This window comes from Acidicapsa ligni, from assembly GCF_025685655.1.
Lineage (GTDB): Bacteria > Acidobacteriota > Terriglobia > Terriglobales > Acidobacteriaceae > Acidicapsa > Acidicapsa ligni.
The window spans coordinates 222,678-243,211 of sequence record NZ_JAGSYG010000007.1; the positions used below are offsets into that span (position 1 = coordinate 222,678).

The window sequence follows — 20,534 nt, forward strand, 5'->3', positions numbered from 1 at the left end:
GCCAGGCAGCCCAACAGCAGCCCCTCATCGCGTTTGCCCTTCAGACGTAATATCTCGGAAGAATTTCTGCGCCAACCGTGCAGCAGTTCCACCATCGCCATGCGGCACATACACTACAAGCACATATCGACCAGGTATCGCGCCGACAAACCATCCATGAGTCCAGGCCTCTCCAGCATCACTCGCAGTCCCCGTCTTGCCGAGAATATCTACACCTTTAACAGCCGCCGGATCAGCCATGCCATAACTCACCGAATCCCTCAATCCACGCGCGATAACTCCATCCCGCGGCATTCTGCTTAATAGGTCACGATACGCTCGCCCCATTTCCAACGGAGACACAGACACTCCGTCAAGCCCCAGAACAGCCAGTTGGCGTTGCTCCACATTCACCAGATTCATAGACGCATGCTGCAAATGAAACTCATGGAATGCCTCTTCTAATGCTGGTCCGGAAAAACGGCGCGCCATCTCTGCAAACCATGTATTACATGACTCAGCCAGTGCGCTCTCAGCAGTGAATACAGGATGGTCCGCCGGATGCGTGCATGGCAATGCCCTGCCCCCCACATGCAGATCACGTCGGCAGTAAACCTCCATCTCCGGACGTACAATACCATGCTCCAGCGCATACTCCAGCAGCAGCGGCTTGATCGCCGAGCCAGGCGATCCGCGGCGTTGTTTTCCCGCGGAAGCAAGCACCGCTCCCGTCCGCGGATCAAGCACTACTGCCGAGCCTTGCGTTCCTTGCAGAGCACGGAAAAGCGCGCGTTCTACCTCCTGCGCATGCGCCTGAATGAGGCTCGCAAAGAACAGCACAACTCCCAGCAACACCTTTATTTTCCTGCTAATCAAGCTACCTCGCACATCTGCATTATCCAGCAGGCAACAGCAGAACGTCGATCACAGCCATATCCGCAAGAAACAAGTTGGCTCAGTCATCTATTAGTCAACTGTCCTCTGTCCATGCAACAAAAATTGCTATACGCAAGCGATTCCAGCGCATATATTGAACGTTAGCTCGCCACCTGACCTATTCTTTTAGACAACAACTCGACGTACCTCGATCTCATAGTGGAGCGCACTCTCACTTGAAAGACGCCCAGTTCTCACAAACTCCAGCCGCGCAAACTCTTGGACGCATCGGCCTGCCAGCCTCCATCCAACAACTGGCATCGCAGCCGTGGGATGCAATCGTCGTAGGCGCAGGCCACAATGGCCTCGCATGCGCAGCCTATCTAGCTCGTGGCGGACAGCGGGTGCTGGTACTTGAGGCACGCGAACGCATCGGCGGCGCATGCACAGTAGAAGAAGCGTTCCCCGGCGTAAAGATGTCCCCATGCGCCTATCTTGCCGGCCTGCTCCATCCTCTTATCATCGACGAACTCGACCTTTCCTCTCGCGGATTCTCATGGACTCCGGCAACGAACGGACTCTTCGTTCCCTTCCTCGACGGACGCAGCATTCAGCTCTGGGATGACGACTCGCAATGTAATGCGGAGGTCCAGCGCTTTGCACCTGCAGATATTGAAGGCTTCCGCGCCATGGGCGATGTTATCCGCCGTCTCCGCGATGCACTCCGGCCACCTGGCGCGCGCGATACCTGGATAGGCGAAGCCCCCACGCGTGACGAGATCGAGCAGCGTCTCGGCAATGACAAAGAGGCACTCGCAGTTCTCTTTGATTGGTCAATGGCCGAGTTCGTCGAGCACTATCTGCGCGATGAACAGTTACAGGTTGCCTACCTCGGCCAGGGAGTCATCGGCACCAATGCCAGCCCCTTTGACAAGGGCACAGCGTCAGTCCGTTTTCATCACTCCTCAGGTCGTCTCGGCGGCATGCCCGGCATGTGGGGATATGTCAAAGGAGGCATGGGCATGGTCTCCTTCTACCTCTGCGACGCAGCACGTGAGGCAGGAGCCACAATAGCCGCAGGCGTGCCCGTCGCACAGATTCTTCCCGGCGAAGGTGTCCTTCTCGAAAGCGGAGAAAAAATCTCCGCTCCCATCGTCATCTCGAACGCAGACCCAGTCGTTTCGCTTCGTCTGTTGGGTGCAAACGCCGACCACGCATGGAAGTCACAAGTCGAATCCATCCCCATTAAAGGCTGCACCGTCAAGCTGAACGTATTGCTTCGTGAGTTGCCCAACTTCAAATCGCGCCCCGGCACAAACCAACCTCATCACTACGGCCAGATCAATGCCCCTCTAACCAAAGAAGAATGGAAACGCGGATTCGCCGCTGCCAGCGCAGGCCAACTCCCCGAGCATCTCTGGTGCGAACTTTATTTCCAAAGCGTGCATGACTCCAGCGTCGTCCCTGCCGGTCAACACACCATGAGCGTCTTCGCGCAATACGTTCCGCACACCTTTGCAGAAGGTACCTGGGACGATCACCGCGCAGCCGCACGAACGCTTGCTCTCAAGTCGATTGGCCGCTTTTGCAGCAACATCCCCAAGGCTGTCGAAGATGCGCAGGTACTCGGCCCTCCAGACATTGAAAAGAAGGTAGGCCTCACCGGCGGCCACATCTTTCAGGGCGAAATTCTCCCGCAGTTCATGTGGAGCAACCGCCTGCAAGCGCGCACCCCAATGCCCGGCTTCTATCTCTGCGGAGCATGCACACATCCCGGCGGCAGCGTCATCGGCATGAATGGTCGCAACGCAGCCATGGCCGTCCTGAAAGATACAGGAGTCAAAGTGTAATCGTAGATGCATCCATACCAGGTCAGCGAAGGCGGCAGATTTGCAACAGACAATCCATCCTCTTCCCAATAAACCTGAAATGAAGCGCGAGATCGGCTTCCTCGATCTCACCCTCTTCTATGTAGTCAGCGGTCTAAGCCTTCGTTGGATCGCAACCGCGGCCGCCTCTGGCCCCAGTTCAATCGCCGTCTGGATCTTCGCCTGGATCGGCTTCTTTCTCCCACTCGCAGCCAGCGTATTGGAGCTCTCTTCCCGCTATCCGCAGGAGGGCGGCCTCTACGTCTGGGCGCGCGAAGAATATGGCAATTTCGCCGGCTTCATGGCCGCATGGACGTACTGGATGAGCAACCTTCCCTACTTCTCCGCCATACTCTATTTCGCAGCAGGAAGCGCTCTCTTTGCCGCCGGACCTCGCGGCGCAAGACTCGCCAGCCAGAGCGGCTATTACATGACATTCTCACTCGTTGCACTCGGCGGCATCACTCTCTTAAACATGCGCGGCGTCAAGCCCAGCAAATGGCTCAACAACATCGGAGCCATTGGTATGGCCTTACCCGTAGCAGTTCTGATCATTCTCGGTTTCATCTCTTTCCTTCACTTCGGTAGCGCAACTCACTTCACTCTGGCCAGCTTGATACCGCACACCAGCATCAAGAACGCGATCTTCTGGTCCACCATCTTCTTCGCCTTTGGCGGCGTAGAATCCGGCTCCTTCATGGGAGAAGAAATCAAAAACACCCGCCGCACCGTCCCTCGGGCGCTTATCGCAGCAGGCCTGCTGATAACACTCGGCTACATCGGCGGAACCCTCGCCATGCTCGTCGCACTCCCCAGCGAACAGATCAGCGGACTAGGCGGCTTCATGACCGCCATCGTGCAGATGTGCCACAACCTCAACATCGATTGGATCGTCGTCTGCATCGCCCTCCTCGTCACACTCAGCAGCATAGGCGCAGCCGGAGCATACCTGGCCTCCTGCTCCCGCTTGCCCTTCGTCGCTGGTATCGACAACTACCTTCCCGCCGCATTCGGTCGCATCCACCCCAAATGGAACACACCCTACATCGCCGTCTTCTTTTATGGACTCGCAGGCATGCTCTTCGCCTTCCTCGGTCAGGCACAAACCTCCGTCAAAGGTGCGTACGACGTGCTCGTCAGCATGAGCATCATCACCTACTTCATTCCTTACTTATTCCTCTTCGCCTCCATGATTCGTGTACAGAGCAAGCCCTCCGGAGAAGACATCATCCGCGTTCCCGGCGGGAGCCGCATAGCCATTGCACTCGGCATCCTCGGCCTGCTCACAACGACCATCACCATCTGCCTTTCCGTACTGCCTTCAGACGACGAACCAAACAAGCCCCTCGCCATAATCAAAGTAGTCGGAATGACATTCATCCTCCTCGCAGCTGGCGTAATCGTCTATACACTCGGCAAGCGCAGACAAGCAAGACTAACCGTGAACGCGTAACGAACATGCGTCATCGCGCATAACTACGACAACAGCTCAAATCATCCGAGAGAATCGACCATGAACCAGTCGCTCACAGCCATCCTTGGTCTCTACAACGACAAAGCGCCGCTCGAAGAAGCGCATACGATTCCCGCGCCCTGGTATGTCGATCCCGCCATCGCTGCGCTGGAACAGCAGCAAGTCTTCGGCGGCACATGGCAGGCAATCGGTCGCATTGATCAGGTAGCAAAGCACGGTGATTACTTCACCACCGAACTCGCTGGCGAACCCATTCTCGCCGTGCGCGACGCCGACGGAGTACTCCGCGCCTTCTACAACGTATGCCGCCATCACGCCGCCGCTGTCGCCACGGCTCCCTGCGGACAAGCGCAGTCATTTCGTTGCCCATACCACGGTTGGAACTACGGCCTGGACGGCACACTCAAAGGCACGCCCGAGTTCACTGGCGTCTGCAACTTTGATCGCTCCAGCAACGGCCTCGTTCCTCTTGCAATCGATACATGGGAAAACTTCGTTTTCATCAACCTTACCCCCAACCCATCTTCCCTGCACCACTTCCTTGGCAACATGATGGAACGAGTAACACCACTCAATCTCAACTCTCTCCAATTTCACTCACAGCGAAGCTACACTCTCAATTGCAACTGGAAGGTCTATGTAGATAACTATCTCGACGGTGGCTATCACGTACCCCATCTGCACAAGGGTCTGAACAGCGTACTCGACTACACCCGCTACACCATCGAAAACGGCGAACACTATTGTCTGCAATCCAGTCCAATGGTTGCCAGCGATAAAGATGCAGCAATTGCTACCACGCGCAAGGGCAACCGCGCCCATTACTTCTGGCTATACCCTAACTTCATGATCAACATCTATGAAGGCGTAACGGACACCAATCTCGTTCTTCCACTTGGCCCCGATAAGTGTCGCGTCGTCTTCGATTTCTTCTTCACCCATATCGATGAGGAACATGAAGAGCACAATGCCGCCAGCATCGCCACCAGCGACAAAGTACAGGACGAAGACCTGGCCATCTGCGAGTCCGTGCAAAGAGGACTCACCTCGCGCGCCTACATCGCTGGCCGCTTATCAGTACGCCGTGAAGCAGGCGAACATCTCTTCCACCGCTTGCTGGCACATAGCCTCAAAAACGAATCAGCCAGCTAGAGATTCGATAGCCCGTATCTCATCCTGCGAGAGCAACACCCGCTCACTCGCAAGATCCTCCAACATATGCGTCGAAGCCGACGTGCCGGTAAGCGGCAGCATACCCACACTCCGCGCAAAGCTAAATACCACCTGCGCAGTCGTCGCACGATGACGCATAGCCGTCTTCCGCAAATAAGGGTCGCCCAGCACATCCGCATTCACAGTTAACAGCGAAAAGCCCTGGTAAACAATGCCGTGCGCATTACACAGGGCCCGCACTTCCCTGTCCCAGCCAAGTCGCGCATAGCAACGATTCTGCACAAACGCCGGCGCATCCCTATGCGTGGCAATCATCTGCTCCAGTTGTTCCAGCGAGATGTTACTGACCCCGAGTAATCGTGCTCGCCCAGCATCCCGCTCCCGCTGCATAGCCGCCCAAACCTCAGCATCTGCATCTGCCCAGGCGTAACCAGAGGCCGGCCCGTGGAGCATATAACTATCGACGTAATCAGTGCCAAGGTGCTCAAGCGAACTCGCCATCGACTGCGCAACCTGCACAGATGGACTTGCTACAGCATCGTAGGGCAGCCGATGATCCTGCCCGCGTACATAAGTAAATTTAGTTTGTAAAAAAAGATCGTCGCGCGTTACCAGGTCGTCAGCACAGGCCGCCGCAATTCCTTCACCTACACCTGCTTCAAAATAATGCTTCCGCTGATTCGCCGTATCAATGGCACGAAACCCGTTGCGAATCGCAGCTTCCGTGAGCCCCGCCGTTCGTTCTTCTTTCCATGCTGTGCCGTAGAGAAATGTTGGAATAGGCTTGTTCGTAATCAAAGACATACCCTATTCTGCCATGCATGCAAGCCCAGGCCCTGACCTCTATCGAACGCCACTCACCACGAAGCTGTAGTTTCCTGCAGGTAATACGTAGCCCGCCTTTGAATCTCGCGAAACAGCCTGCACCAGTTTGCTCGAAGCCAGCGCCTGTCCGTCCAACTTGTACTCGCCAGCCTCTGCATCACTCAACGGCAACCAACCCGAAGCATTCGCAGGAATCGTCAGTTGCCAATGCGCAGTCCCATCCTTCACCGACCACGCAGAATGTATCTCACCGTACGGAGATGGATAGCTGAAATCGATGCTGCCCAGCTGCGCATCAAAAGCCGGATGCAGATACACAGTATGAAATCCAGCATCCATCGGCGTAGCATCCACACCCGCGGCGTAACGATAGATCCAATCCGCAACCGCGCCATACGCATAGTGGTTGTACGAATTCATGCTTGGATCATCCTTCATCTTGTCGCCATTCCAACGCTCCCACATCGTCGTCGCGCCATGATCTACAAGATATCCCCACGAAGGATAAGTCGTATTCAATAACAAGTGATATGCCAGATCGCGATGTCCAGTCTCAGTTAGAACAGCCAATAGATACGGCGTTCCCAGGAATCCCGTTCCCAGCAATCCATGATTGGCCTCAATCTTATCGACAAGCTTTTGTGCAACGGCACCGCGCAGATTCTCAGGAACAAGATTCACCTGCAACGCAAGCACATAGCCCGTTTGTGTATCGCCGGTTTTAGCCTTCGCATCTGGATTGTTCTCCGCATGAGACGGCTCTTGATGGTCCGCACCTTCAACGAACCCGTCCGCGTGTACAAACTCCTTCTCGAAAGAAGCCTTGATCTCCTCAAACAGCGCCGCATACTTGGCTTCGTCCTGTGTCTTCCCCAGCGCATGAGCCATCTGCTTCATGAGCGTAATGTCATAGGCCCAGGAAGCCGTCGCCACCAACGGATAATACGTCGGTCCCTCAGGCGAAAGCCAGTCACCAAATCCGATGCCCGCATTCTTCTTCCATAGGTGATCGGGATTGGAAACCTCAATAGCAGCGAGGTATTTCGTCATCGCGTTCCAGTTCTGCTGCACCACCGTCGTATCACCGTTCTGCATCCACGAAGTCCACGGAATGATCACGCCTGCATCACTCCAGCCCGCACCAGAATCAGACGAAGTTGTGCTGATACCCGGTGCGTAAATTCCAAACATCGCACCCTCCGCCTGCGTTCCGGAGGCGCTTCCCACCTGCGTCCCACGCATATCGGCAGAATACTTCCTTGAGAACGCCGCCAGGTCCATGTTGTAAGTCGCCGTACGCCAAAAGACCTGGGCATCCGCCATCCAACCCAACCGCTCATCGCGTTGCGGACAATCCGTCGGCACACCGACAAAGTTCGATCGTTGTCCCCAGAGAATATTGCTCCACAAGCTATTGATCATCCCGCTGCCCGTCTTCAATTGAGCAGTGAATGCAGCATCCGTATGAAAGACAACACCCGTCACAGTACTTAGACTTGGCTTCCTCACCACGCCCGTCAACTCCAGATAACGGAAGCCATGAAAAGTAAACTGAGGTTGAAACTCTTCCTCGCCTTTGCCCGCAAGAATGAAGTGATCTGTAGAAAGCGCCGTCCTTAAATTATCCGTATACAGCGTTCCATCCGCATTCAAAATTTCACCGGTGCGCACTTGAACATCCGTGCCTGCTGGTCCCTTCAAATGCAACTTCTCCACACCGGAAAAATTCTGTCCCATGTCGTAAATAAACACGCCAGGTCTCGGCTCTGTCAGAGCTTTTGGCGTCAGCGTACGCTCCACGCGAATCGGCTGAAAGTCCTGTCCATCAATCGCAATCCGTGGTCCTGCATGCACCTCTACCGGCTTCCACTTCGACGCATCAAAATGCGCAGCATTCCATCCCGTCTGAATCAGCCGCGCATCCTGCGTCTCGCCGTCATAAATCTCCGCCTTCAAAATTGACGAAGCATCGGCCTTCCAATTCGCATCGCTCACAATCCAATCCACACTTCCGTCTGCGTATTGAATGCGCAACTGCACCATCAGCGAAGGCGGATCCACCCCATAAACATTCGGCTGTTGAAACCACTCCAATGGCGTCGAATACCACCCCGGAGCCACAAGCGCCGCAAGCGCATTCCGGCCCTGCGCCACCTCTTTCGTCACATCATAAGTCTGATACTTCAACCGCAATCTGTAATCAGTCCATCCCGGCGCAAGCACATCATCCGCAGTCCGCTTGCCATTCAAAAAAACCTCATACGCTCCCAATGCAGTCGCATACAACCGCGCCGAAGCGATCTGCTTACGCACAACAAACTCATGCCGCAAACTCTTCACTGTCTGCGCAGGCCACGGATTTCCAGGAGATCCTGAATCAACACCGTTCGCTGTATATCGAATCACCAGCGGCTTCCACGATGCATCTTCATCGCCACCGCGAGTCCATCCCTCCGCCGGATGAACCGATGTCTTCCATGCCGAGTCCATTCCAGTCGCAAAGCTCGCCGTCGAACCATCTGTAAGCTCCGCCACCAGCGTAGCGTTCATCATCGGCGTATCGCGACCCGCAAATCCATTCGAATTCTCACCATAATGCGTAGTCTCGATCGCGAGAAGATTCGCACCGCTCTTCACCTGCGATGTCACCTCAATCTGCACATACTTCTTCCACGGAAACTGCTTATACGGCGGCAACGAAGCACCCTTTGCCACCTGCGCTCCATTCACCCACGCGGATGCCACATCCTGCCCCGTCACGAACAACACCGCGCGGCGCACAGACGCATTCAGCGTAAACGGCAATCGGTATCCAATCTTCTGTTCAGGCGCCTTGCCATCCAGCGCAGCTCCATCCGGACTCGTCACCCACGCAGCCTTCGCTTCGCGTACCGCAGCCTCTTCCCATGTTTCGTAACCGATCCATTGCGCATGCCAATTCTGCTGATCGAGCAACCCCGTTTCCCACCAGCTCGTCTCGCTCACCGGATACGCATCGCCATCCTTATCCCATGCCATCACCCGCCAGAAGTACCGCGTACTCGGCATCAAAGCAGGGCCCGCAAACGTCACGTTCACAGACTGTCCTGAATGAATTCTTCCACTATCCCAAACATCGGCCTTGTTCGAAACGAGCAACTCTCCACGCGTCGCCACTTGAATCGAATACGAGGTCTGCATTGCTCCACGCGTGACATCTCGCAACACCCACGAAAAATGCGGCGCGTGATCGTCCAGTCCCAATGGCGTGACCAGATCATCCACGCGCAGTTTCGTTGGAGATTCTTTCTCATTTGAAGCAGCCGAAGCAGTCGACGAAACACCCAATAAAACGGCACTCAACGCAACAGCGGTCACAACAGAATCAATCCAACGGGATGACGACGACATTCCACTTACCTCAATTCCAAACAATCAACGTGTACAGCGGATAGTATGTAACCCTATTTCCAATATCAACCGAAGCGCACCTTCAGAGGAGTTATGCGTAGCTCCCGCCGACAGACTGCTTGCCTCCACGCTCCTTCGTGATCCGCTCAACGTAGCCGCATTCGCGCAATGCAGCCAGAGGATCGATAGGCAACTCCCGCGCCGCACGCCACTCCGCCACCAGCGGCCGCACGTCCGTCCAGAACGCTCCACGAAACAACTCCTCCGCCTCAACAAGTCTGCATTCATCCTGCAAGTTGGACAGATGCTCGCGATCCACCAACGCAGCCTTCAGCCACAACTCCTGAGCGGCAACAACGGTCTGCACCATAGCTTCCATCTTGTCCTTCAGGTTATGACTCTGATCGATCATGAAGGCTACATCCAACTCCATGCCATCGCCCTTCGCAGCACGTACTTCATGCAAATGTATTTCATGAAAGATGCGAAATACCTGGTAAGGATCAATCGATCCAAGCGTCAGATCGTCATCCGCATATCGCCGGTCATTAAAGTGAAACCCACCTAGCATCCCCGTATGCAACAGCCACGCCACAATCTGCTCGATGTTCTGTCCTGCATAGTGATGCCCAAGATCCACCAGCACCTTCGCCTGCGGCCCGGCAGCCTTTGCCAGATGCAACGCCATGCCCCAGTCCGCAATATCCGTGTGATAAAAGGCTGGCTCAAATGGCTTGTACTCCACCAGCAACCGCTGTCCCGGCTGCATCGCCGCGTGAGCTTTTTGGAGCGCCTCTTCCAGCCACACAATCCGCTTCCGAATACTTTGCGTACCCGGATAGTTCGACCCATCAGCAACCCACATCGAGATATCGCGTGAGCCCAGTTCCACACCTATCTGAATCGACGTCAGCACATGCTCAACGGCCTCGTCACGAATAACCGCCGAAGGATTGCACAGCGAGCCAAACTTGTACTGCTGACTTTGAAATAGATTGGGATTGATCGATCCAGCCCGAATCCCGAACTGCCTCTCAAGCGCTCTAACCCTATCGACATCTGCCACACCGTTCGGAAAATCCCACAACACATGCAGAGCCATCGTCGGCGTAGCGCCCGTCAAATGATTCACCTCAGCCGCATCGCTGAACTTCTCTTCGATCGTCGTCGCAGCCGCGGCCTGTACATACTTTCCAAAGCGCGTTCCCGTATTCGCAAATCCCCACGACGGTATCTCCACTGCAAACGCGTCCAGTGCTTGAACTGCCCTCTCTGAGACCTTCGAACTAAAGCCCATACTCTTCCCCTGTCGATCGTTAATTATGTTCAAGAGCCAACCAAACACGAACGTCTCAAAGATTCTGTAAAGATATAGATTATCTATTGCATCGCGTCAACCAGAGTTTCGGCTGCTGCCTTAATTTGAATTAATTTGTAACAGCCTTTGAAACGCTTTAGTTTTACATACGAAACACTTCCCCTATTGTTTTACGCATGCTATCGTTGTAGGGTTTGAAATTTCCAGCCCTAAAAGTTCGTGAATCAAAACGATTGAGGATCAAAACGATGCAGTCCCCTATTCCCTCCGCACCGCCACTCAAATACCTCAAAGATTTATGGGATGAACAGCTCGCCAGCACTTTAGATGAGCCGGAGCTGCTCCGCTATCGCTCCAACCTCCTTGGCTCCGATCTGCGCATTACCAACTTCGGCGGAGGCAACACCAGCTCCAAAATCATCGAAACCGATCCCCTCACCGGCGAGCCCTCCACCATACTCTGGGTCAAAGGCAGCGGCGGCGACCTCGGCAGCATCAAGCGCTCCGGCTTCGCCACTTTGTATCTGGATAAAGTCCTGTCCCTTGAAAAGAGTTATCGCGGAGTAACTCACGAAGACGCCATCGTCAGCATGTATCCAATGGCTGCCTTCCGCGCCAATCCTGTCGCGGCATCCATCGACACACCACTCCACGGCTTCCTGCCCTTTCCGCACGTGGATCATCTCCATCCCGACTGGGGCATCGCCCTCGCCGCCGCCGCCAACGGCCACACCAAAATGGCTGAATTCAACGCCGAGTTCAACCACAAGCTCGTCTGGCTTCCCTGGCAACGTCCCGGCTTCGAACTAGCCATGATGCTCAAGCGTGCAGTTGCGGATAACCCCGGCTGCGATGGCATCGTCCTCGGCGGCCACGGCCTCTTCACCTGGGGCAACACCCAGCGCGAATCCTACCGAAACACCATCACCATCATCGATCAATTAGGCCAGTTCCTCAGCCGTCATGGCGAAAAGCTTGGCTCCAATCTCTTCGGCGGACAAATCCAACCCGTTCGCGAAGATCGCAAAGCCATCGCCACCGCCCTCCTGCCTTTCCTTCGCGGCCGTCTCGGCGCAAATCGCCGCTCCATCGCCACCTTTTCCGATGACGAAGATGTTCTCGGATTCGTCAACTCCGCCGACGCCCAGCGCCTCGCATTCCTCGGCACCAGTTGCCCCGACCACTTCGTTCGCACCAAAATTCGGCCAATGTTCGTTCCCTGGTCCGAAACTGGAACCATCGCCGAACTCAAATCTCAAGTCGAAGCCTCACTTAAAACCTATCGCGCAGATTACGCCAGCTACTACCATGCCCACGCCCTGCCCGACAGCCCCGCCCTGCGCGATGCCAGTCCCACCGTCGTCCTCATCCCCGGCGTAGGCATGTTCAGCTTCGGCAAAAACAAGACGGAATCCCGCATCACCGGCGAGTTCTACACCAACGCCATCCACGTCATGGAAGGTGCCAGCGCCCTCGGCCACGGCCTGCCTGCGATCAACTCCGGCGACTTTGTCCCGCAATCAGGGGTCGCAGCAGCAGCAGCCGAATTTTCCGTCTGCACAAACTATGTAGCCCTGCCACCCTCCGAAGCCTTCCGCATCGAGTACTGGGCGCTCGAAGAAGCAAAAATCCGACGCCAGCCGCCAGAAAAAGAACTTAGCCGCAAGATCGTCCTTGTCCTCGGCGGAGGCAGCGGCATTGGCCGCGAAGTAGCCCGTCTTGCCTCCGAGCGCGGCGCTCACGTTATCGTCGCCGATCGCGACACAGCAGGAGCCGAGCGCGTTACAGGCGAACTGAAACAATTCGCTCCTGCCGAATTCAGCGCCTGGACCTCAGTCGACATTCGCAATCGCGAAACCATCCAATCCGCACTCAAAGTCGCCACCGACACCTTCGGTGGAGTCGACATCCTCATCAACACCGCCGCGCTCTTCCCCTCATCGCCCGACGGCACTGTTTCCGACGCCATGTGGGCCACCACGCTCGACATCAACGTCACCGCCAACTATCTGCTTGCCGATGAAGCCGCAAAGCTCTTCAGGGAACAAGACCTCGACGTCTCCATCATCCTCACCAGTTCGGCCAACGCCGTAGTTCCCAAACGCGGCAGCGAAGTTTACGACATCAGCAAAGCTGCCCTAAGCCATCTCGTCCGCGAACTCGCCGTCGGCCTCGCACCCAAAGTTCGCGTGAACGGAATCAGCCCCGCAACCGTCGTCAAAGGCTCAACAATGTTTCCCCGCGACCGCGTCCGCGCCTCACTTACGAAGTACAACATAGCCTTTGAAGACTCCCTTTCCGACGAAGAACTCCGCACCCTCCTCGCCAATTTCTACGCCCGACGCACCTTGACCCATACCCCCATCGACCCCATCGACTGCGCCGAAGCCATCCTCTTCCTCGCCGGAGATCGCAGCCGTTGTACCTCCGGCCATCTCATCCCCGTCGACGGTGGACTACCCGAGGCATTCCTGAGGTGAGCGGTACGTCTCACCCTCAGGATCGTCCCGCGCCCGACCCGCGAGCCCCAGTCGCACGAGCCTTGGTTGCCATAGACTTAGGCGCCGAGAGCTGCCGCATCTCCCTGCTCCGCTGGCACGAAGATCGGCCAGAAATCCAGCTCCTCCACCGCATCGCCAACGGTCCAGTGCAGGCCGGTCCATCCCTGCACTGGCCGCTCGATCGCATCCTCATCGGAGTCGAAGAAGGCCTGCGCAAAGCCGCCGCATCCGCACCCGAAGGCATCCGCTCCATAGCCGTCGACGGCTGGGCCGTAGATTACGTCCGCCTCAGCCCCGATGGAAACCCGCTCCACACCCCCTATTGCTATCGCGACGAACGCACCAACGCTGCCAAGGCTGCCGCCGACACACGCATCTCCCCTGAAGAACTCTTCGCCCAGACCGGCGCGCAACCGCTACGCATTAACACCGCCTACCAACTCTTCGCCGATAACCGGATTGGCAACCACGCCGGCATCGATGCCCAGACACCCTGGCTCCTGCTCCCCGAATACATCCTGCATTGGCTCGGGGGCCGCCGCATCGCCGAATACACCAACGCCACCCACACCGGTCTGGTCGATATTCAAACCAAAGACTGGTCCCGCCCAATCTTCGCGCGCCTTGGTCTATCCATCGAAGCGGCACCGCCCATCGTCTGCTCCGGCAGCTCCGTAGGCAAACTCACCGGCCCACTCGCCAAACTTCCCGCCTTCGCCGACACCGAACTCATCGCCCCAGCCTGCCACGACACAGCCTCAGCCATCGCAGCAATCAATTCCGGCTCTCACACCGGCATGGAACACACCGCCTACATCGTCTCCGGCACCTGGTCCCTCGTCGGCACCATCCTTGATTCCCCCATCACCAGCCCCGCAGCACGACACGCCGGATTCACCAATCAGGGCTCTGCAACCGGAGGCTATTGCTTCCACTCCAACGTCAACGGCATGTGGATACTGAAGCAATGCCTCGACCACTGGGCCCAGGAAGGCCGCATTCTCGATCTACCAACCCTCATCGCCGAAGCCGCACAAATAAACTCAATCCCCGGCATTCTCAACGTAGACGCGCCTGAACTCCTGCTCGCAGGCGAAATGCCCGCCAGAATCAACCACGAACTCACTTCCAGCAGCCTCGCCGCCATCCCCGCTACCGTGCCCGATATCCCCGGCAACGAGCCCATCTTTGCCCGACTCATCTTCGCCAGCCTCGCCGCCCGCTACGCCGTTGTCCTCAACAATCTCCAGAACCTGACCGGTCGCACCTTCCACCAGATCACCATCCTCGGTGGAGGCAGCCGCAACGCCCTGCTCAGCCAACTCACATCTGTCAGCACCGGCTTGCCCGTCATCACCGGCGAAATCGAAGGCTCAACCATCGGCAACTTCGCCGTCCAGTTGGCAGCCAAGGATCCCACCCATATTCCCGGCCAACCGCCCTCGCCACAACTCATCCACAAGTGGGCAAACCGCCTCGCCCAAAAATCCAACCCCACAACTTAACTGCTGCCTGAATTAGCCGCTGCCTGAATCCGTTATTTATCATTCCAGCATGCCCATTCTTGAAGGCCAGACTCTCTTAATCGACGCCGACGACACCCTCTGGGAAAACAACATCTACTTCGAACGCGCCATTGCCGCCTTCATCACCTATCTCGATCACCAGAGCCACACCCCCGCCGAAGTTCGCCACGCCCTGAACCAGGCCGAGCGCGAAACCATCCTGTCGCACGGTTACGGCCTCACCAGCTTCACTCAATCCCTCATCACCTGCTTCGATCGCCTCACCGAAACACCCATCACCGACCATCAGCACGTCCAAATCCGCAGCTTCGCTCAAAGCATCGCTGACCAGGAAATCGAACTCTTACCCGGCGTCGCGGAACTGCTCCCCAACCTCGCCGAGCGCCATCGCCTCATCCTCATGACCAAAGGCAGTCAGGCCGAACAAGCCGACAAACTCAGCCGCTCCGGCCTCGCTCCATATTTCTCCGCTGTAGAGATAGTCGCCGAAAAGAACCCTGTAACGTACAGAGAAGTAACTCGTCGCAATCAGTGCATTCCCAATACGACGTGGATGATCGGCAACAGTCCCAAATCGGATATCAATCCCGCGCTCGCCGCAGGCCTCCACACCGTCTTCATCTTTCACAAAGACACATGGATCCTCGAACACGCCGAGATCGCCGCCGCTCCCCAAGGTCAGCAACTCATCGAAGTAGACTCATTCATTCGATTAGCAGAGATTTTCTAATTCGGCTGGCAACCAATAAATCCAAAAAGAAAAGCCAGCGCACTCCTCCACAGGAATACGCTGGCCCGTCATCCGATTGACTCTACTTACTCGACGTCGCTAACCTTACCACTCTTGAAGATCACCTTCATGCCGTCATAGTAGTAAATCTGTTTCGCGCCCAGATCGGCAGTCTTCGTCGGATTTCCCAGAATCGCCTTGACCTGATCCGGAGTCTGACCGAGGGCAACACTTGCCGTAGGGGCAGGACTGGCAACCGACCCAATTGGCGATCCATTTTCCTGTCCAGCTTCCTTGGCAACATCCGTTTCGGCCTGATCTGCTTCCTTGGTCTCTGCCTGGATATCGGCAGCATCCTTCGGATCCGGAGGAGGTGCAATCGCTGCATACTCCGTCTGCGTCGGCTTGGCCTGGGCTGACGGCGGCGCTTGTGGCAATCCGCCCTTGCCCTGCTTAGCCTGCAAATCCTGCAGTCCCTGGTCGATCGTCTCGCGCATATGATTCTGCATTTCCTGCAGATCGGTCAGAGCAACCGAAACAGTGCTCGTCCGCGCGCACTCCTTGCCGCCCTTGCTCGCAAGCACCACCAAATCCGCCGACGTCGCATCTGCGGGTGGCGGAGCCGCCAACTGCAATGCGTCTCCCTCACTGACCGCACATTCCTGGCCAGTCGAATCAGTCAGGTCAAGCCCGCCGCCCACAACGAATACATGCGAGTGACCATCGGCCAGCAAACGCGCGATCCCGCTCGAAGCCGGATCCACATCCTGCTTCTGACCAGCCTGTTGCGCTTCGGAGTTTTCAAGGGCTAACTGCCCCTTCACCTCGTCGGCAATCATCTGCTTCACATCAGGTGACAGCGCCGGAGGCCCACCTGCCGCCTCAGCCTCTCCAGCAGCAACCGCAGCATCCTGCCGTGCAGCATAAGCAGCCTGCAGATCCTGCGAAATAATGTAATCCGTCAGCCAGAATGCAGCGCTCGGATACACAGCATATGGCGAGAAATAGCCGCCATAAAAACCTAACCACGGACTACCCGCCCATCCCCAGCCGAATGCAATCGGAGCCGCCCACGGGTTATAAGCCCATCCATAAAAACCCGGTCCATAGTAATAACCCGGCGCATACACATTGAGATACACGCCACGGTATCCATAACCTCGGTAATAGCGGTCATATTCGCGACCGTGATAGTAGTACGAGCGTCTCCCGAAGTCGTGCCCGTGATAGCCATAACCTCGCTGAACATAACCTCGGCGGCCACGCTCTGCATACAGGCGTCCATGTCCGGGGCGATCCATCGAAACACGCCGTCCGCCATCCAGACCGTGATGAATATCCATACCGCGCCTGGCGTCATGAACATCGCTGACTCTGCCATCCGCGCGCGTACGCACCGCATTGCCCGATCTTGTAGTGTGTTCGGAAGTCCCTCTCGGAACAGGAGAATGAATCGCCGATTTACTCGCAGTTGTGCCCCGAGGAGTGCTCGTCGAGCCGCCTCCGGCCCGTGCTCCCGCTCCCTCCGCATGACCGGCCGTTGTAGCTCCAGCCCTGCTTGCGCCGCCTCCGTTTGCAGTTGGTCCGTGGCTGGCTCCATTCGCCGTGGGACCATGAGCAGTTCCACCCGCGGTTGCACCATGCGAAGCAGCACCACCTGCCGCTCCATGCGCCGCTCCCGCCGTCGCAGGCTTAGCTCCTGCCGCTGGTCTTGCAGGAGCAGCCTTCGGAGCAGCTTTGGGAGCAGGTGCAGCTTTTTTATTATCTGCAGCCGCACTCGCCACACAACTCACACCGACCAAAAGGGCCAGTACAAAAGCAGCAGAACTCTTCCTGCTCTTCTTGAAAATCGTCTCCACTTTCATGGAATCCTCTTTCTCGGTTCGCATCACGGCTCTTAGTCTCTATTCCGGAGAATGCAGGAACGCCGAAAGACGGCATTCTTACTGTCCCATTCCCTACTCAACGTTGGTTACTTTTCCGTTTGTAAAGGTGACCTTCATATCCTTGTAGAAATAAATCTCCTTGGTCCCTGCCAGTTTCGCCGTCCTGACCGGCTGCCCAAACCCAGTCGTCACTTGATCTTTCGTCTGACCAATGGCAATCGTAGGAGGCGGCGCATCAGCCGGTGGTGGCGGCGGCGCAATCACCGCCAGAGGAGCGGCTGGCGCGGCTGGAGCCGCAGCAGCCGGAGCAGCGGCTTGATTATTCTGAGCGCCTTTGTCCTTATCGTCCGCGGGCTGAACAGTCATCACTTCATCGACCGTCTTCAAAAAGGCGTCCACCGGAGGCACCGATCCCTTTTGAAACGGAAACTTGATATCTCCGTAGTAGCGCGTGTCGTTGTACGGATCGCTGAATACATCGACAAGGATGCCATCCTTCTGGATCGAGACACCCGTCACCCAGAACTTCTCTCCGGCTACAAACTTACGCTGCGTGCAACCATTTTTTGCAGCATCCGTGAGACTGGTCTGCCCCAGCCCATGCAGCCATTTGCTTGCCGAATCCTTGATGCGGTTCTGTTGATTCAAAACCAGAACTCCGCCACTGTAGATATTCATCGCCGGAAAAGAAGATGCAGAGCTGCACATGATCAAACCGTCTTTGTGCAGGACCACCACATCGCCGGCTGTCACGATATCCGTATGATCCGCTGCGGTCTTAGTCAGCTTGATCTCCGAGACTAACTTCTCCTGATCCAACGTCGCCGGATCGCCTACTTGAGCCTGTGCTCCACAGATGAGAATCGCCGACACCATGGCGAACCCCAATGCACCTAACCTCTGCATCTGAGTCATGGTCCACTTCCATTCCTGAGTTATTGGGGGAGTCCCTACCTATAGGACATCCAGAAATTACACTACGGCATTTGCCAAGTCAAGAAAGAACGCACGAGAGTACGGAAGATAGTGCACAGAACCCTCTTCCGTTACAAACGGATTAACCAAAAACTTCCCTGCAATAAGCTTTCTTTACCAACTCTTACTACCCAAACCAATCGCAAGATACAAACCAATAAACCACCGATGTAAATTCGGCCAAAAAATCGATATCCCAATCCTGAAAAAATGTCCTGCGAGAATGTATCTCGATAGGTTGATAGATTGAATAAATTGATAAGTTGCGTTCTCTAATCCACCTGGAACTTACATACACACCAAAATCTCCCTCGCCTGTCTTTCCTTCGGATAAGCAGTCAGCCCGCACACAACATTACAGTTATGAACTTTATTCTTGTCCTTAGCCATCGCCGTCGCCTTAGCCTTTGCCTTAGCCCTTGCCCTTGCCGTTCTGTCTGTCATTCCCGAAGGGAATCTGCTTCTGTCTTTTAGCCTTTAGCCCTTGCCCTTCCATCCATCATTCCCAAAAAAATCCGCTCCCCCAAATCCGCTTGACTCCATCCCACAACCTCTGCTCTACTTCACTGAAGTCATGCCATCGACAAACATCATCGCGATCCTCATTCGAATTAGCGGCCCCAACCCAATTCAGGGCGCGCGCGGGACTCGACGCCTGACCTAAGATTCAAGCAACTCCGGCAAGTAACAAACGCCACCTCCCGCAAAGCGGCAGGTGGTTTTTCACGTTCAGGACTGAAACATAGGCGCAGTCATACAGGAGAAGTATCTTGGAACCCGTAACCCTATCCAGCATTCAGGACGCGCGCACCCGCATCGGCGACGCCATCCATTTCTCTCCCTGCCAGCTCTCGCACCATCTCTCCGAACGCATCGGCATCCCCCTCTATCTCAAGCTGGAAAACCTCCAGCGCACCGGCTCCTTCAAAGAGCGCGGAGCACTCAACAAGCTCCTCACCCTCACCGAAGAAGAGCGCCGGCGCGGAGTCATCGCCGCCTCCGCCGGTAATCACGCCCAGGGAGTCGCCTACCACTCCGCAAGACTCGGCCTACGCGCCCAGATCGTCATGCCCCAGGCCACCCCGCTCGTGAAAGTCGTCTCCACCCGCGGCTTCGGCGCTGAAGTCATCCTCCACGGTGCCAACTACGATGAGGCCTGCGAAGAAGCCCTCCGTCGCTGCGCCGAACAAGGCCTGACCTTCATTCATCCCTTCGACGATCCAGTCGTCATCAGCGGTCAGGGCACCATCGGTCTCGAACTCCTCGATCAAGTCCCCGACCTCGAAGCCGTCGTCGTCCCCATCGGCGGCGGAGGCCTCATCAGCGGCATCGCCTGCGCCCTCAAAGAGAGCAACCCAAGAATCCGTGTCATCGGCGTCGAGCCCGAAAAACTCCCCTCCATGCTGCGCGCCCGCGAAGCAGGCCACCCCATCACGCTCTCCCCCGAAGCCACCATCGCCGACGGCATCGCCGTCCGTCGCGCCGGAGACGTCACCCTCCCCCTCGTCAGCCGCTACGTCGATGAAATCGTCACTGTAGACGATGAAGAAATCGCCAGCGCCATCCTCATGCTCCTCGAACAGGAAAAAACATTAGCCGAAGGCGCAGGAGCAGCCGCGCTCGCCAGCCTCCTCCAGGCCAAAACCAATCTGAAAAATCGCAAAACCGCTGTCCTCGTCTGCGGCGGCAACATTGACGTCACTCTGCTCTCCAAAATCATCGAGCGCGGCCTCGTCAAAGACGGTCGCCTGTTGCGAATTCGCGTCTACCTCCTCGACCGCCCCGGCGCATTGCTCAATCTCACCCAGATCCTAGCCAACGAGCGCGCCAACATCGTCGAAACCATCCACAACCGCGCCTACTACGGCGTAAGTCTCTCTGAAACTGTCATCGACGTCACCCTCGAAACCCGTGGCGCCACCCACATCACCGCCATCAGCCACGCCCTGCGCGAAGCCGGATTCCACATCGAAAGAATCCAGTAGAGCCACAATCATCCTGAACTGCACACAA

General features: G+C 56.4%; 13 protein-coding genes. 7 read left to right on the forward strand and 6 right to left on the reverse strand.

Features of this window, described 5'->3' with window-relative positions; all coding sequences use genetic code 11:
- Positions 1 to 24 precede the first annotated feature (24 nt).
- Positions 25 to 834: a penicillin-binding transpeptidase domain-containing protein gene (locus OHL19_RS20610; RefSeq protein ID WP_263359722.1), complete on the reverse strand. Its 810-nt coding sequence runs from the start codon at positions 832 to 834 to the stop codon at positions 25 to 27.
- Between the two features lie 257 nt (positions 835 to 1,091).
- On the opposite strand from OHL19_RS20610, the gene OHL19_RS20615 reads away from it, so the two are divergent.
- The 3 genes from OHL19_RS20615 to OHL19_RS20625 are packed head-to-tail and all read left to right on the forward strand — an operon-like array spanning position 1,092 to position 5,349.
- Positions 1,092 to 2,705: a phytoene desaturase family protein gene (locus tag OHL19_RS20615; RefSeq protein ID WP_263359723.1), complete on the forward strand. Its 1,614-nt coding sequence runs from the start codon at positions 1,092 to 1,094 to the stop codon at positions 2,703 to 2,705.
- A 40-nt stretch (positions 2,706 to 2,745) separates the two neighbouring features.
- A complete protein-coding gene (locus tag OHL19_RS20620) occupies positions 2,746 to 4,176 on the forward strand; it encodes an APC family permease (protein WP_263359724.1) in 1,431 nt (476 codons plus the stop codon).
- 60 nt (positions 4,177 to 4,236) lie between these two features.
- Complete coding sequence (locus tag OHL19_RS20625) at positions 4,237 to 5,349, forward strand: aromatic ring-hydroxylating oxygenase subunit alpha (RefSeq protein ID WP_263359725.1); 1,113 nt, start codon at positions 4,237 to 4,239, stop codon at positions 5,347 to 5,349.
- On the opposite strand, the gene OHL19_RS20630 is transcribed toward OHL19_RS20625, so the two are convergent.
- The 3 genes from OHL19_RS20630 to OHL19_RS20640 form a co-directional block, all read right to left on the reverse strand.
- Complete coding sequence (locus OHL19_RS20630; RefSeq protein WP_263359726.1) at positions 5,338 to 6,174, reverse strand: aldo/keto reductase family protein; 837 nt, start codon at positions 6,172 to 6,174, stop codon at positions 5,338 to 5,340. The genes OHL19_RS20625 and OHL19_RS20630 overlap by 12 nt on opposite strands.
- A 39-nt stretch (positions 6,175 to 6,213) precedes the next feature.
- Positions 6,214 to 9,585 carry an alpha-L-rhamnosidase gene (locus tag OHL19_RS20635; protein ID WP_263359727.1) on the reverse strand — a complete coding sequence of 1,124 codons (3,372 nt, stop codon included), beginning with the start codon at positions 9,583 to 9,585 and terminating at the stop codon, positions 6,214 to 6,216.
- Positions 9,586 to 9,676: 91 nt separating this feature from the next.
- On the reverse strand, positions 9,677 to 10,882 hold the full coding sequence (locus OHL19_RS20640) for a TIM barrel protein (protein ID WP_263359728.1): 1,206 nt from the start codon (positions 10,880 to 10,882) through the stop codon (positions 9,677 to 9,679).
- A 269-nt stretch (positions 10,883 to 11,151) separates the two neighbouring features.
- On the opposite strand from OHL19_RS20640, the gene OHL19_RS20645 reads away from it, so the two are divergent.
- From OHL19_RS20645 to OHL19_RS20655, 3 genes are read left to right on the forward strand one after another with little or no spacing between them, the layout of a single operon-like run.
- Entirely contained in the window at positions 11,152 to 13,383 is a 2,232-nt protein-coding gene (locus OHL19_RS20645) for a bifunctional rhamnulose-1-phosphate aldolase/short-chain dehydrogenase (RefSeq protein ID WP_263359729.1), read from the forward strand.
- The gene (locus OHL19_RS20650; protein WP_263359730.1) at positions 13,380 to 14,909 is read left to right on the forward strand and encodes a rhamnulokinase; all 1,530 of its coding nucleotides are present in this window, start codon (positions 13,380 to 13,382) and stop codon (positions 14,907 to 14,909) included. The genes OHL19_RS20645 and OHL19_RS20650 overlap by 4 nt, the downstream gene beginning before the upstream one ends.
- A 49-nt stretch (positions 14,910 to 14,958) precedes the next feature.
- Positions 14,959 to 15,660, forward strand: coding sequence for an HAD family hydrolase (locus OHL19_RS20655; protein ID WP_263359731.1), 702 nt, complete (start codon positions 14,959 to 14,961; stop codon positions 15,658 to 15,660).
- Between the two features lie 86 nt (positions 15,661 to 15,746).
- On the opposite strand, the gene OHL19_RS20660 is transcribed toward OHL19_RS20655, so the two are convergent.
- Together OHL19_RS20660 and OHL19_RS20665 are read right to left on the reverse strand one after the other, a co-directional pair.
- The gene (locus OHL19_RS20660) at positions 15,747 to 17,549 is read right to left on the reverse strand and encodes a hypothetical protein (RefSeq protein ID WP_263359732.1); all 1,803 of its coding nucleotides are present in this window, start codon (positions 17,547 to 17,549) and stop codon (positions 15,747 to 15,749) included.
- A 69-nt stretch (positions 17,550 to 17,618) separates the two neighbouring features.
- Positions 17,619 to 18,461, reverse strand: a complete 843-nt coding sequence (locus OHL19_RS20665; RefSeq protein WP_263359733.1) for a hypothetical protein — start codon at positions 18,459 to 18,461, stop codon at positions 17,619 to 17,621.
- Positions 18,462 to 19,291: 830 nt separating this feature from the next.
- On the opposite strand from OHL19_RS20665, the gene OHL19_RS20670 reads away from it, so the two are divergent.
- The gene (locus OHL19_RS20670; RefSeq protein WP_263359734.1) at positions 19,292 to 20,506 is read left to right on the forward strand and encodes a threonine ammonia-lyase; all 1,215 of its coding nucleotides are present in this window, start codon (positions 19,292 to 19,294) and stop codon (positions 20,504 to 20,506) included.
- Positions 20,507 to 20,534 lie beyond the last annotated feature (28 nt).